The 14,046-nt window shown below is 63.1% G+C and carries 12 protein-coding genes and 2 pseudogenes; 7 read left to right on the top strand and 7 right to left on the bottom strand.

Annotated features, from left to right (window positions below):
* Positions 1-106: 106 nt before the first annotated feature.
* Positions 107-292, top strand: a pseudogene (locus ACNJYB_RS11235) (hypothetical protein); the annotation flags it as partial.
* 196 nt (positions 293-488) lie between these two features.
* On the opposite strand, the gene ACNJYB_RS11230 reads toward ACNJYB_RS11235, so the two are convergent.
* Positions 489-2,144, bottom strand: a complete 1,656-nt coding sequence (locus ACNJYB_RS11230; RefSeq protein WP_439374013.1) for a winged helix-turn-helix domain-containing tetratricopeptide repeat protein — start codon at positions 2,142-2,144, stop codon at positions 489-491.
* A gap of 241 nt (positions 2,145-2,385) precedes the next feature.
* On the opposite strand from ACNJYB_RS11230, the gene ACNJYB_RS11225 reads away from it, so the two are divergent.
* From ACNJYB_RS11225 to ACNJYB_RS11215, 3 genes are all read left to right on the top strand, one after another.
* Positions 2,386-3,336 (top strand): helix-turn-helix domain-containing protein, encoded by a 951-nt coding sequence (locus tag ACNJYB_RS11225; protein ID WP_439374012.1) that lies wholly within the window; start codon positions 2,386-2,388, stop codon positions 3,334-3,336.
* Between the two features lie 443 nt (positions 3,337-3,779).
* Complete coding sequence (locus ACNJYB_RS11220) at positions 3,780-3,989, top strand: hypothetical protein (protein WP_439374011.1); 210 nt, start codon at positions 3,780-3,782, stop codon at positions 3,987-3,989.
* A gap of 13 nt (positions 3,990-4,002) precedes the next feature.
* Positions 4,003-4,347, top strand: coding sequence for a response regulator (locus tag ACNJYB_RS11215; protein WP_439374010.1), 345 nt, complete (start codon positions 4,003-4,005; stop codon positions 4,345-4,347).
* A 264-nt stretch (positions 4,348-4,611) separates the two neighbouring features.
* On the opposite strand, the gene ACNJYB_RS11210 is transcribed toward ACNJYB_RS11215, so the two are convergent.
* The 3 genes from ACNJYB_RS11210 to ACNJYB_RS11200 form a co-directional block, all read right to left on the bottom strand.
* Entirely contained in the window at positions 4,612-4,803 is a 192-nt protein-coding gene (locus ACNJYB_RS11210; RefSeq protein ID WP_439374009.1) for a hypothetical protein, read from the bottom strand.
* Positions 4,804-5,083: 280 nt separating this feature from the next.
* Positions 5,084-6,199, bottom strand: coding sequence for an HWE histidine kinase domain-containing protein (locus tag ACNJYB_RS11205; protein ID WP_439374008.1), 1,116 nt, complete (start codon positions 6,197-6,199; stop codon positions 5,084-5,086).
* Between the two features lie 117 nt (positions 6,200-6,316).
* A complete protein-coding gene (locus ACNJYB_RS11200) occupies positions 6,317-6,757 on the bottom strand; it encodes a hypothetical protein (RefSeq protein ID WP_439374007.1) in 441 nt (146 codons plus the stop codon).
* 375 nt (positions 6,758-7,132) lie between these two features.
* Here ACNJYB_RS11200 and ACNJYB_RS11195 point away from each other — a divergent pair, with 375 nt between their 5' ends.
* The gene (locus ACNJYB_RS11195) at positions 7,133-7,579 is read left to right on the top strand and encodes a hypothetical protein (protein WP_439374006.1); all 447 of its coding nucleotides are present in this window, start codon (positions 7,133-7,135) and stop codon (positions 7,577-7,579) included.
* An 87-nt stretch (positions 7,580-7,666) separates the two neighbouring features.
* On the opposite strand, the gene cax is transcribed toward ACNJYB_RS11195, so the two are convergent.
* Positions 7,667-8,767, bottom strand: coding sequence for a calcium/proton exchanger (gene cax, locus ACNJYB_RS11190; protein ID WP_439374005.1), 1,101 nt, complete (start codon positions 8,765-8,767; stop codon positions 7,667-7,669).
* A 260-nt stretch (positions 8,768-9,027) separates the two neighbouring features.
* Positions 9,028-10,088: pseudogene (locus ACNJYB_RS11185) on the bottom strand (isocitrate/isopropylmalate dehydrogenase family protein).
* 170 nt (positions 10,089-10,258) lie between these two features.
* On the opposite strand from ACNJYB_RS11185, the gene ACNJYB_RS11180 reads away from it, so the two are divergent.
* Positions 10,259-11,647, top strand: a complete 1,389-nt coding sequence (locus tag ACNJYB_RS11180) for an MFS transporter (protein ID WP_439374004.1) — start codon at positions 10,259-10,261, stop codon at positions 11,645-11,647.
* A gap of 4 nt (positions 11,648-11,651) precedes the next feature.
* Here the strand turns inward: ACNJYB_RS11180 and ACNJYB_RS11175 are convergent, their stop codons facing one another.
* Positions 11,652-13,271 carry a B12-binding domain-containing radical SAM protein gene (locus ACNJYB_RS11175; RefSeq protein WP_439375530.1) on the bottom strand — a complete coding sequence of 540 codons (1,620 nt, stop codon included), beginning with the start codon at positions 13,269-13,271 and terminating at the stop codon, positions 11,652-11,654.
* 313 nt (positions 13,272-13,584) lie between these two features.
* Between ACNJYB_RS11175 and ACNJYB_RS11170 the strand changes: the two genes are divergently transcribed.
* On the top strand, positions 13,585-14,034 hold the full coding sequence (locus ACNJYB_RS11170; protein WP_439374003.1) for a (2Fe-2S)-binding protein: 450 nt from the start codon (positions 13,585-13,587) through the stop codon (positions 14,032-14,034).
* The last annotated feature ends 12 nt before the right edge of the window (positions 14,035-14,046 follow it).

Below are 14,046 nucleotides of genomic sequence, written 5' to 3'. Positions count from 1 at the left end.
GCGGCCCTGAATTGGGAGGAGTTATCTTCGCCGCGGCTCTCGCCTGTGCGTTTGGACGAAGGCGAGAGCGACTGGCTGATCGGCCGCGCAACTCAGCAAAAGCGCGATCGACTACGGGACATCGCTCGCCTTTCGAGGTGATAGCCTCCTCGCGCCGCCACTCCGGCCCAAGCACGTCTGGTCAATCCGAACCAAGCTCCAGGTTGAAGGCCGGATGCGCGATCTGGCGCTGTTCAACCTCGCCATCGAGAACAAGCTGCGCCGTTGCGACGACGTAGCCTTGAAAGCTTCTGCTGGGGCATACCAGGGTCGAGAGCACGGTTGCGCTAGCTCGGCATTGAAGTGCACGATGCGCTTGCGATAGCAGAGCAAGTGGACGTCTGAACTAGGCGGGAAGAGCCGACATGCTCTGCCCAACATTTTAGATTGGCGGAAGCGGCGATTATTCGATCACCTCGTTGCCAAGGCGAGTACCTTGGCCGAGATGGTCATTCGGGCAGCCCTGCTTTCCGCAATCCTTCTTCATATCGCGCGACGTCCTCAGCACGTCGATAAGGGCCGAACACGTCTTTGAGATTGGAAAGGCGCAGCGTGGGGCTCAGTTCCCGCAGCCGAGCCATTGCCTTCCGTGCCTGCTCCGGCCGATCGGCCATTGCGTTGCTTGCGGCAGCGATACGTAATCCAGGTCGATAGTCCGGAGAGCACTGCAATGCCATTGCCGCCCATGATGCCGCTTCGGCATAGCGGTCCAAAAAGAAATGCGCGTACGCGGTGCCAGCTCGCATTCCCATCAGCCATGGATCAAGCGGGCTCAGGCGAATGGCACGAGCAAAGCGTTCGATTGCGGATTCCGGCTCGCCGAGCCAGATCTTCACCCAGCCGCCGAAATGCCATGCCTCAGCCAAATTGGAATTGAGCGCAAGCGCGCGATCGACCAGGCCGGCGCCCACCCCGACATCCCCAACAACGAACGCTAAGGCGTTTCCGCCGGCGGAGAGCGCGATCGCGTCATCCTTGCCCAACTCAACTGCCCGCTGGGTGAGCTTCTTCACTTCGGCAATCGCGTTCGCCGTGTCTGAAATCCAGCCATTGATCCTGGCAGAGAGGTAGCAAGAGGCTGCACGACCGTAGGCAGTGGCAAATTCCGGGTCGAGCTCGATCGCGCAGTTGAACAGGCGCAATGCCTCGTCGTTTGCTTGCCGGTTACCAAACTGATGAAGCCGGGCCAGACCGCGCAAATAGAGGGCATAGGCGTCGAGACTGGCGGTCGGCTTGCGCTTGGCACGCTCGATCTCGGCTTTTTCCACTGCAGGCGCGATCGCCCCGACAACGCTCTCGGTCACCTGGTCCTGCAAATCGAAGATGTCGCCGAGCTCGCCATCAAACCGATCGGCCCAAATATGTGCTCCAGTGGCGGCATCGACGAGTTGTCCCGTAATGCGCACTCGGTTTGCTGCCTTGCGAACGCTGCCTTCCAATACGTAGCGCACCCCAAGCTCCCGCCCCACCTGCTTCACGTCGACGGCACGCGCCTTGTAGGTGAAGCTGGAGTTTCGAGCGATGACAAATGGCGCCTTGAAACGGGACAGCGCCGTGATGATGTCCTCGGCCATTCCATCGGCGAAGTATTCCTGTTCGACATCGCCAGACATATTCTGGAACGGAAGCACCGCAATGGAAGGTCTGTCGGGCAGCGGAGGCCGCCTCTCGGCCTCGGCAGCAAAAACTGGCGCAGCCTCTCGCGTTTCAGTCAGCGCACCGTCCCCAAAGGCCCTGACACGTCGAACGCCACGATCCGCACCCGGGTCTGTGACCGGGGCTCGCGCGGGCATTTCTTCCTCGATGACCTTGCCAACGAACCGGAGGCCTCTGCGAGAAACCGTTCTGATCAGGCGTTGCTCCTTGCCGGTGTCCCCGATTGCCTTGCGCACGGCATTGACGTGGCTAGTCAGCGTGGATTCGGACACGATCCGTCCTTCCCACACCGCGTTCAGAAGATCGTCCCTTGTGACGACCCGTTGCCGGTTCTGGACCAGGAAGAGCAGCAGATCGAACACCTTGGGTCCAACGGGGATGAGCTCGGAGCCTCGCTTGAGCTCGCGCCGGTCAGCATCGAGGCGATAATCTTCGAACAGAAACGGCACTTCTGATCCTTCTTGGACAAGAAGCCACGGAAAACCCAATCGCAATTCAGGCCGGCTGCAAGGCTTTTTCCGCTCGGAACAGTACACATTTTCTCACCCTTCGGGAACAAGCCCGGTTCGAGAAGTGGCTGGCCCGGTCCGCAACTGACGCACATTGAGCTTCGCTATTGACGCAAAAAATCAGGCCGCCCGGCATTTCTTCCCGCCACCTGCATCGCATCCCCGATGCGAGGATAGGTTCATGAACAAGCATGTCTTGCGCGATTCCTTGGAGGAGGCGTCAGTTGCGCCTGAGGCGTGCCAAGTCAGTCCGGCCAATGCCGAGCGCCCTCACGCCGGGGCGGAAATGGCGCGGGTGCTCGGGACCACGGCATTTCGCATGGCTTTGGATACCTCCGGCGCCGCGATCGCCCGCCGGAAATATGAACGAGTGCACGACACCTGCGGGCCTAAGACCCACCACGTCATCATGGCTTACAACGGCTCGGTGCAGCGCATGGAACGGCGGTCGGGACGATCAGTTGCGACCGGAACGTTCCGTCCCGGGGCTGTGATAATCATTCCGGAAGGATCAAGCTCCCGATGGGACATTCCAAAACCTGTTGATGTCGTTGAGTTCTATCTTCCGCACGCGACGCTCGAGCGTGTGGCCGAAGAAGCCGACACCGCCGGACCGATCAATCTCCTGGAACGAACGGCGCATCCCGACCCCGTTACATCCGGATTGCTCTTGACCGCGGCAGATACCTTGGAGGGCAATGCGGCCCTGGATACGCTGTTCAGGCGTCAACTGACAAGCCTTCTGGCCACGCGCCTCCTGGCTGCGCACACCGGCTCGCCAGCCGCGATCCAGCCGACCATGGGTGGTCTTTCGCCGAAGGTGCTGAGCCGCGCCATCGAACGCCTGCGACTGGACAGCGATGCGGACGTCTCCCTAGCCGCGCTCGCCTCGGATGCCGGTCTGTCGCGCTTCCACTTCTGCCGCGCTTTCAAGAAAAGCACCGGGCTGTCGCCGCATGCCTGGCTGCGTCAGCACCGGCTCGAGGAGGCCAAAAACATGCTGCGCGATACCGACGCGTCGGTCATCTCGGTCGCAGTCGCGCTTGGCTATTCCTCCCAGACCGCGTTCGCCGCCGCCTTCAGGAAGCTGACCGGCGAGACCCCGAGCAATTGGCGACGGCGTGCATGTTGACGCCTATGCCGGGAACAGCATCATTGCGAGCTCCGGATGCAAGCGGGCAAGCCCGCAACCAAGAAGCCGTCCACCACACCCGCGTCGCACTCGAGGCGTTGCGCAAGAGCAGTGCCTCGATCGGATCGGGAGCCTAACGAGCACATTGGCGTGGCCCCAGATGCCTAATCGGCAGAAAGCCATGTGCCTGACGATCGCTGAGGGAATGGAACTGGCGCTGCAGGCTTGGCATTGGCCCAAAGGCTGCCTCGGCAACTCCGGGACAGTGGTCCGCTCGGCTCTCGAAGAGCGGAAGTCAGGGATCACAAGCGCAGATGAAGAGCCGCTTGATACAGCAACGGTTACATGTTTTGCGGCGCGCGACGGCCGTCTTGACGAGCCCTTCGGGTGGTTCCATATTACCATCACTTCCACTTCCGGACATCGGAGCCGGAGAAAGTTCGATGACTCTGTCCGACCGCGTGAAGTCGAACATGGAATTTGGGGAAGAGACTTGCCGGGAGGTTCCGCACGGCGGGGATCAGGAGAGCCGACGACTGATCGCCGAACAGCTTTTGCAAGCCGCCGAAGCAGGCCAAGGCACTTTGGGCGAGCTTCGCAGGGTGGCTCTGCGGGCGTTCGCGAACGCAACCAAGCTACACGATAGTAACTGAGCGGGGGCAGCCCATGGCTTCGGTGTTTTTGGTAGAGGATGAGGCGCTCATTCGGATGATGGTGGCGGACATGGTGACCGAGCTTGGCCATAAGATTGCGGCCGAAGCTGGGGACTTGCCGTCGGCGTTGGAGTACGCCAACAGCGCTGTCTTCGACATGGCCGTGCTGGATGTATGGCTAGGTCGCGACAGCATTGAGCCAGTCGCGACCGCTCTCGCAAATCGCGACATCCCATTCGCATTCGCAAGCGGCGTTGGAGCAGAGGGAGTGCCAGAACGATTCCGCGAACGGCCACGGCTCCAAAAGCCGTTCCCGATAGAGCAGCTTGAACGCTGTTTCACTCAACTGTTAGCCTAAGCACCAAACACATTGCCGCCTGAATCCTGCCAGCTGCTTCTCCCGCAGTCACACCTCAAAATGCGAACGGTTAGGCCGGAGCGAGGATCTAACATCGCCAGCACGCGGACCGACGAGCCCCCACAGGCGGTGCACTTTTGCGAGTAGGAGGTGGAAACCTGTTCAGAATTGGATGTCTGATGATCGCTCATGGGCAGTGTTGCGGGAAAACGAACTACGATCCCTCGCTTGAAATAGATCAGTCGGCGAAGCTAAACGGTGCGCTCAATTGGCTGCACGCGCCAGTTCCGACGGGCTCGGAGCAGGCAACCCATAGTCCTTCGCTCGTTTTGCGGCGAGTTTCCGATAGGCTTGCGCCTGTGTAAGTAATTGCTCCTTGAAACCCGCATCGCGTTCACTCGCCGCCAGCCGTTCAAGTTGAACAGCTCGCTCTAAATACTCGACCAACAGCTTCATGGCGCCTCCACGCATCACATAACCGGCGAAGCGCGAGGTTGTTCCTATGCTGGAACGGGGCGGTCGTTCCAAGCTGGTCAGGAGTTCGGGTGACTGTCTATTGCGTGGTATTGTCGATGCGCGATCAGGCCTTGTTTACCTCGACCATCCGACTTGATCATCCGACAGGCGGACGATGCCGGATTTCGTAGGCGGACAAGCAGACCTTTCCTCCCATCTTCGGAACTTCGCGGTCAGGCCAAGTAACCGTTGCCACCGAGTCTGAACACAGCAGAGAGCCTCAGCGCTTTTGAGTTGAGATGTCCAGACGCCCCTGCGCCGTTGCATATGCCGGGTCCATCGCCGACACGGGGGGCTTCGACGCGGGGAAGAACCCTTCAATGTTCTTCCAGAATCTGTGACTTTGACTCGATTGCGGCGGCGCCAGGACCGAGTGAAGCGGCACCTGCAGTTCGTAGACCAGCCCTTCGGGGCGAAAGTCCGCTTCGACACCGCAGGCGAATCGCTTTGCCATCGTATTCAGGATGGAGCTACCGAAGCCTTTGCGCCCTGGAGCCGAGACAGCCGGTCCTCCGCTTTCTGTCCACACAAACCGCAACACTTCCCCGTTCTCGTTCGATAGGATCGAGCCGTTTATCGCGACCCGGCCTCCCTGTCGCGATAGCGCGCCATGCTTGACGGCGTTAGTCGCAAGTTCGTGAATAATAAGCGAGAAGCTTTGAGCTGCCGGCGTATCCAGAATGAGTTCGCATCCAGCGCAGTCGACCTGGTTTGCGAAGCTTGTTAGCTCTTCCGATACGATCTGGTCGAGCGGAGCTCCGGTCCAGCCGTTATCCGCCAGCATGGCGTGAGTCCGCGCCAGCGAGGCCAATCGCGTTTCGAGGGCTTGCCTCGCATCGCGAAGCGACGCGCTTTCCATCAGCGTTCGGGAAACCATGCCCTGCACGACGGCGAACAGGTTTCGCGAGCGATGTCGCAGTTCGCCAAATAGAAACTGCTGATGCTCGTCATGAAGCAGGATGCTGGCCATCATTCCGGAAATCAAGACGACGTAAATAATTCCTAACGCGGCAAACATCAGGAGCGGCCACGCCGCCCCCTCGGCGAGGGCAAAGCTGAAAGCCGGTGGAAGGAAGAGGATCGAGCCCGTAATCAGCGATGCGGCCAGGGTCACCATCCCCGGCCAAAAACCACCGACCAGAGAGACACAGAGCACCGGTACGCCATAGGCGGTAAAGGGCGATGCGGTCGAGAGCTGCTGATGCAGGCCCAGACGCAAAAGAGTGGCGCACGTGAGCAAGCCGAGCGCCAAGCCATAGACCCGCAGCGGGCTTTTGCGATGGCGGCGGATCCAGGCGAGCAGGTTGGGTCTGTCGAACGCATGCGCAAACAGCATCGGCCGGCTCCGTTCTGCCGTCGATCTGCGACGACGTCCAAAAAATCAAGTGAAGAGAATTGGGCCAGCCGCTCGCCCTGCTGGACCAACACGTCATCGACTTAGGCTCGCCTCGGGTCAATCCGGCAAAGTGTCCAAAACGGTCAACTCCGCTTGTGCCTTCTCGAGAAGTCCTCGGATCAGCCGATAGCTTTTCAAGCCAAAGAGAGAGTTGAGCGCCAACTCGTCCATGTAGTACTTCTTGCCATTCCGCTGAACGAGGCCCCAGCTTTGTAGCTGGTCCAGCCTTCGGATGACGGTCGTGCGGGGAACGTGCATGAAGGCGGCGATCTTGGTGACCGAAAAGGGTTTCTGCTCGAACTGTCCAAGCGCAACGCAAAGACCTATGAAGAAGGTCTCCAATCTGGTCCCAAAAGGCTCGTTTTTCGGCGCGTAAGTCCCATGAAGGTTTCGCATGATCTCGATCATGAGGCGGCAGAGCACCAGCCGCTGTCGCGCCACCTTGATTGCGTGCGGGCGACTACCCGATCTGGCTCGTTCAAATCTGATTTCGTTCAACCCGCGCCTCCACGGGGACCGCTCTGAGCATTCATCGACCCGGCACGATCGCCCTTATACTATGGACCTGAACCCGGCCGAAGCGGCGCGGCTGAGCAGCGCCGCAAGGGGCTAGATGGCGCTTCCGCTCTGGGGGCAAAGGCGGTCTTCGATCAGAAGCGCTTGACGGGGCCGCTGTTGGTCGAAACCCGTAAGACTGCCGAACCGAAAAACGTCGCTCTTCTCTGAAGCGGCCTGCGCCTGTCCGGCAGCCCGAGCGCCCCGCTACCATGTCCCAGATGCTTGATCCAGATCAAGGCCGCCACGGCAGCGCCACAACGGAATGGATCGATGGCCGCGCAGAATGCGCCGCCCTAGCCAAGGAGATGATCGATCATGACCTCCTCGAATTCCCTGCGCAGCCTCGTTTTAGCTGCAGCCGGCGCCGTGCTGCTCGGCACGGGCGCCCAGGCCGGGCCGATCCCGACGCATCTTTCGACGATGAAATCGATGGTCGACCAGACCACGACCGTAGTGCGCTGGGTTGGCGGCTGGCGTGGCGGCTACGGCTATCGCGGCGTAGGATGGGGCTATCGCGGCGGGTACGGCTATCGTGGGGGCTGGGGCTATCGTGGCTATGGTTATCGCGGCCTCGGTTATGGCCTGGCCGGCGCCGTCGTCGGCGGCGCGATCGCGCGAAGCGCCTATTATGGAAGTTATGGCGGTTATCCCGCTTACGGCTACGGCTACCCGGCCGCGTCATATTATGGCTATGGCGGCGACTATGGCTACGACTACGGCGGCGATTATTGCGCGCCCTCCGGCAGCTACTGGGCTTACTAGCGGAAACGTATTCGCCGCTTCGGAGGATGGCTTGCCGCGGGCCACCATTCTCCGACCACCCGATTCATACCGGCGGGCCAGCGAAGCTCATCCCTGGCCGGCCGGCGGGACGACATACAGCGTCAGCGCAAAGACCGCATAGATGAAGATCATCAGCGCGCCGACGAACCAAGCCGAGCGCCCGCTGGCGGTGACGAAGGCCGACGTGACCGTTGCAATCATCATCATGGTGACGGCGCCCGGCCAGAACTGCAGGTCCATCGGCTTCGGCCCGACGACGTAGCTGAGCAGCACCAGCGCGGGTGCGACGAACAGCGCGATCTGCGAGGCGCTGCCGAGCGCGATGCTCACGACCATGTCGAGCCGGTCCTTGCGCGCCGCGCCGAAGGCCACGGCAAACTCTGCGGCGGCGCCGACCAGCGAGACGACGATGAAGCCGACAAAGGCCGGGCTCATCCCGAAGGTCTCCGCCGCCTTCTGCACCGATTCCACGAAGATTTCGCTGACCAGCGCGACCAGCACCGTGACGGCCAGCAGCGTGCCGACGGCTATTCCGATCGGCCAGTGCGCCTCCTTGTCGTCGCCGTGATCTGAGCTTGCGAATAATTCCTTGTGCGTTCGAAGCGAGAACAAGAGGCCTAGCCCGTAAGCGATGATGAGCAGGACGGAAATGCCGAGGCTGAGCTTGTCCAGGACACCCCCGCCCTGCGGCAGGTGCTCGAGATCGGCGACTGCCGACGGCGCAAGCAGGGCGACGGTTGCCATCAGCAGCAGGCCGGACGAGAGCCGCGCGCCGGCGCGGTTATACTCCTGCACGTGGTAGCGCAGGCCGCCGAGCAGCAGGCAGGCTCCCAGCATGAACACCGCGTTGGTGACGATCGCCCCCGCAATCGAGGCCTTCACCAGCATGTACTGGCCGGCGCGCAGCGCCGTGATGGCGATGATCAGCTCCGTCAGATTGCCGAGCGTTGCATTGAGCAGTCCGCCCACCGCATCGCCGGTCTTGGCGGCAACCGCTTCGGTGGCGTGGCTGAGCAGCGCTGCCAGCGGCACGATGGCCAGCACGGCCAGCACGAACAGCAGCGTATGGGAATGCGGGGCCACCGCCTCGGCCACGAGCACGATGGGCACGAAAGCCAGCATCCAGAGCAAAGGGGTGTCCCGGATTTCCCTGAGCAGGGTCTGCATATGGGCCGTCCCTTCCATCGCTGCGCTGACGGGAAGGTCCGGCGGCGTCGCTGAGGGAGTATTGATCTGGCTCAACCTGGGCGGGGCCCATGTCGCCGGGGGTACCGCCAGTGTTTTGCCCGACGGGTCAGCTTGATCGCAGCTGCGGGTGCCGTCGCGACGCGTCGCGAAAATCCCTGGTCGATCAAGGGGCCGTCTACTGTGCATGGGGTTGTTTTTCGACTTTTGTTTCGAGCCCGAGGAGAAAGCGAAGAAGGCCCTCACCCGGCCTGCAGGATCTCCGCGATCGCAGCCCCCGCCGCGATCGTGCCGAGCTTGCCGCCGACGTCGCGCGTCGCCCTGCCCTCGCGAAGCGCCTTCGCCACCGCCGCCTCGATCGCACGCGCGGCCTCCTCATAACGCACGGCACCCGTCTTCTCGCGTGCCAGGCCAGCAGCAGCGCCGCCGACAGGATCAGCGAGATCGGATTGGCGACGTCCTGCCCTGCAATGTCAGGCGCCGAGCCGTGCGCGGCCTGCGCCATGGCGTAGCGGTCGCCGACATTGAGCGAGCCGCCCAGTCCGAGGCTGCCCGAGAGCTCCGCCGTGAGATCGGACAGGATGTCGCCGAACATGTTGGTCGAGACGATCACGTCGAAGCGATCGGGGTTGCGCACCACATGCGCCATCATGGCATCGACCAGGACGTCGTCCACCTCGAGGCCGTGATAGCCCTTCGCCGCCGCGCGGCAGATGTCGAGGAACATGCCGTCGCCGATCTTGAGCACATTGGCCTTGTGCACGATGGTGAGATGCCTGCGCCGCTTCATCGCCAGACGGCAGGCGGCGTGCGCGATGCGCTCGCAGCACAGACGCGTGATCCGGCGCAGCGAGATCGCGACGTCGGGCGTGACCAGCATCTCGCCACTGCCCTGCTCCATGTTGCGGTCGGCGTAGAATCCCTCGGTGTTCTCTCGGACCACCACGAGGTCGAAATCACCGATGTGGCCGGGCCGCCCCTCATAGGTGCGCGCGGGCCGGACATTGGCATAGAGATCGAGGTTCTTGCGAAAATACCTGGACGGGTTGATCTCGCCATGCGCCTCGTCCTTGAAGTCGAACGTCGCGGTCGGCCCCAGGATCAGGCCGTCGGCGGGGCGGACGATGTCGAGCAGCTCGGGCCGCACCGTCGTGCCTGATAGCTTCAGGCTGGCATGCCCGACCGCGTGTTCCTCCAGGCGCAGGTTGAGCTGGAAGCGTTCGGACACCGCGCGCAGCACGCCCGATGTCGCGGTCGTGATCTCGGGCCCGATGCCGTCGCCGGGCAGAACGACGAGTTGCATGGCGTTTCCCTGTCATTGCAGCACCCGGCGCGATCATACGCCGGCGCGAGGCGACATCGCCTCACCTTCGCGCATACACAGCATGCAAGCATATGCCTGTGGAAGCGGCCTTGGGCGTAGTACATGCCAAAGTCCATTTAGCCTCGGTGCCGGAGCCACGCGCTAACGCAATGACAATCACGTTACCTGCCGCAGCGCGCGCACCCGACCACGTCAGCGCCGACGGCCTTCCGGCCACGCAGCGGCGCTGGGCGATTGCCGCGATCTTCACCGCGCTGGCGATGGCCTCGCTCGACACCGCGATCGCCAACATCGCCCTGCCCGCCATTGCCGCCGATCTGCACGTCACGCCGGAGCAGTCGGTCTGGGTTGTCAATGTCTACCAGATCGCGCTGGTGGCGACGCTGTTGCCACTTGGCGCGCTGGGCGAGATCGTCGGGCACCAGCGCATCTATCTCGGTGGCCTGATCCTGTTCACCATCGCCTCGCTGTTCTGCGCGGTGGCATGGTCGCTGGAGAGCCTCCTCGTCGCGCGCACGCTGCAGGGCCTCGGCGCCAGCGGCATCATGAGCGTCAACACCGCGCTGGTGCGCTTCGTCTATCCCGGGAGGATGCTGGGCCGCCGTTTTGGTCACAACGCGCTCGTTGTCGCGACCGCCTTCACCTTCGGACCGTCGATCGCCTCCGCCATCCTCACGCTCGGCCCGTGGCCGTGGCTGTTCGCGGTCAACATTCCGTTCGGCCTCATCGCGACTGGCATCGGCTTTGCGATGCTGCCGAAGACGCCGCGCGCCGATCACGGTTTTGACTTCCTCGGCGCGATCCTGGCCTCGGCCTGCCTCGGCCTGTTCATCACCGGCATCGGCAGCGCCGCACACAACTTGTCGCCGGTTGTCGTGGGCATCGAGCTGGTCGCGGCCATCGCGTTCGGCTTCATCCTGACGCGCCGCCATGCCGACCATCCCGCGCCGATGCTGCCGATCGACCTGTTCGCCCGGCCGATGTTCGCGCTGTCGGCCGCGACCGCGGTGTGCTCCTTCGCCGTGCAGGGCCTCGCCTTCGTCTCGCTGCCATTCTATTTCGAGGACGTGCTCGGGCGCTCCCAGGTCGAGACCGGCTTCTTCATGACGCCATGGCCGCTGGTGGTCGGCATCATGGCACCGATCGCAGGCCGCCTGTCCGACCGCCACGCGGTCGGCCTGCTCGGCGGCATCGGCCTCGTGCTGCTCGGCCTCGGCATGGCGCTGCTCGCGATGCTCCCGTCCAATCCCGCCATCCCCGACATCATCTGGCGGATGGTGATCTGCGGCATGGGCTTCGGCTTCTTCCAGGCGCCGAACATGAAAGCGGTGATGTCGAGCGCGCCGCCTCATCGCAGCGGCAGCGCCTCCGGCATCGTCGCCACCGCGCGCCTGACGGGCCAGACCACGGGCGCGGCGCTCGCCGCGCTGTGCTTTGCGCTTGCCGGCCACGACGGCGCAACCGTCGCGCTGGCCCTCGGCGCGGGTTTTGCCGCGCTCGGCAGCGTGATGAGCTTCTTGCGGCTGGCGGTGAAGTAAGGCTTCAGGCCAGATGCCCGGCTGCGGTCGCGTCGATCGTCGGCGCCGGGATGACCGGCTCGTCATCGAGCGCAGCGAGGCGTGTGTCGATGGCTTCGATGACCTTGCGCGAGAACGGCCCGAGATGCGCATAGGCGGCAATCATCTGCACGGCAATGCGCGCCGACGACGTGTCGCGCTTGGCGCAGTTCATGAAGGTCTGCCACAGCGGCCCGCGCGCCTCCGGAAGGGCGGAGACCACACGATGCACCGTCTCCATCGCCCCGATCCTGGCGCGGATATCGCCCTCCGCGAGCTCATGGCGCTGCCTCGAACGGTCGAGCAGCGTCATCAGGCGGTCGACACGCCGCGCATACGCCGCGGGGCTATAGATGTGCTCCAGCACCCGCTTGTAGTCCGTCAGGATGTCGCGCAGCGGGCGGACCGGATCGAAGTTGATCCCGCTCGTGCATTGATCGGCGCCGATGGTCGGCGCCACGTCGTGACCCGGATGCAGCCGCCCTTCGCGCTCGAGGCGCCGCGTCAGCTGCGTGTTCGGCAAGGCATAGAGCAGGCCGACCATGGCGACCGGGATCGCGGCCTCCTCGATGAAATCGATCATCGCCTCGGCCATCGAGACCTTCTCGTTGTCGAAGCCGACGATGAAACCCGCGGTGACCAGGATGCCGGCGGCGTAGATCTTGTGGATGCTCTCGGCGATGTTGCGCCGCGTGTTCTGCTTCTTGCGCATCGCGACCAGCGTCGCCGGGTCCGGGCTTTCGATGCCGACGAAGATCCCGAAGAAATTGGCCGCCCCCATCAACTCCAAGAGTTCGGGATCGTCGGCGAGATTGACCGAGGCCTCGGTCGAAAGTTCGAAGGGATAGTTGTGCGCGCGCTGCCATTCGGCGAGCTGCGGCAGGAACTGCCGCAGCGATTTCTTGTTGCCGATGAAATTGTCGTCGACGAAGTCGAGATGGCCGCGGTAGCCCATCTTGTAGAGCGTCTCGAGTTCGACGAACATCTGCTCGGTCGTCTTGGTCCTGGGCACGCGCCCGTAGAGCTCGATGATGTCGCAGAACTCGCAGGTGAACGGGCAGCCGCGCGAATACTGCACACCGATATAGAGATAGTCCTCGAACTTGAGCAGGTCGAAGCGCGGCACCGGCGTCTTGGTGACGTCGGCCTGGAATTTCGGCGCGGTGAAGACACCGGAGCGGGCCCCGCTTTCCCAGGCCGCGATGAATTCGTCGATGACACCCTCGGCCTCGCCGAGCACCCGGAAGTCGGCCTTCTCGTAGATGTGGGGGCTGGAGGTGGGATCGGGACCGCCGACCACCACGGGCTTGCGCGCGGCGCGGCAGAGCTCGATCAGCCGCAGCGTATCGGCCTGTTGCGGCAACATGCCGCCGGTGAAGACGACATCCGCCCAGGCGAGGTCGTCGTCACCGAACGGCTGCGTATTGCAGTCGATCAGCCGGACCGTCCAGTCCTTCGGCAACATCGCGGCGACCGTGATCAGGCCCAAAGGGGCGGCAGGGCGCTTGACGCCCATCACTTTGCAGGATTCGCCAAAGCTCCAGAAGGACTCTGCCGAGAACAGCGGATAGAGCATTAGCACATTGCAAGGGCTTGCCACGTCGATGGAACTCCTTTTGACTCGGATGCAGTGTAGCAAAGCGCGGTCGTCTTGCACCCTGTTAAACGGGAAAAACTGTCGCCCGGCCTGGCCCGCGGGAACCGCAGGACGTCGCGCGAGGCCGGTGCCGGCGCCTTGGAAAAGGCCTCGCCTGCCGAAAGCCGGCAAGGCGCAACACCGCGCCCCCAACATTCTTCCCGGCGCATGCCAGCTTCTTCGGCGGGCCACCCCGCAGACTCTTGATTTGAAGAGTTCCAATTTGCCGGACAGATTGCGCCCCTGAGTCCAATCGGTGGATTGGTCCAATCAGGGGACTGCGATGGCAAACCTAACAATAAACGGAAAAACCCTCTCACTCGACGTCGAGCCGGACACCCCGCTGCTCTGGGCGATCCGCGAGAATGCCGGCCTGACCGGCACCAAATATGGCTGCGGCATCGCACAATGCGGCGCCTGCACGGTTCACATCGACGGCGTCGCCACCCGCTCCTGCGGCGTCTCGGTCGCCGAGGCCGAGGGCAAGAAGATCACCACGATCGAGGGGCTCGCCTCCGGCGCCACGCTGCACAAGGTGCAGGAAGCCTGGATCGCGAAGGACGTTCCGCAATGCGGCTATTGCCAGAGCGGCATGATCATGGCGGTCGCGGCGCTGCTGAACGAGAAGCCGAAGCCGACCGATGCCGACATCGACGAGGCCATCACCAACATCTGCCGCTGCGGCACCTTCCAGCAGGTGCGCGAGGCGATCCACACGATCGCAGCCGCGTAAGGAGCCGCCCCC

The sequence above is a fragment of the Bradyrhizobium sp. SMVTL-02 genome (genome assembly GCF_051853005.1).
Taxonomy (GTDB): Bacteria; Pseudomonadota; Alphaproteobacteria; order Rhizobiales; family Xanthobacteraceae; genus Bradyrhizobium.
Note: the sequence above shows the minus strand (reverse complement) of the source record. Positions and strands in the feature narration are given on the sequence as shown.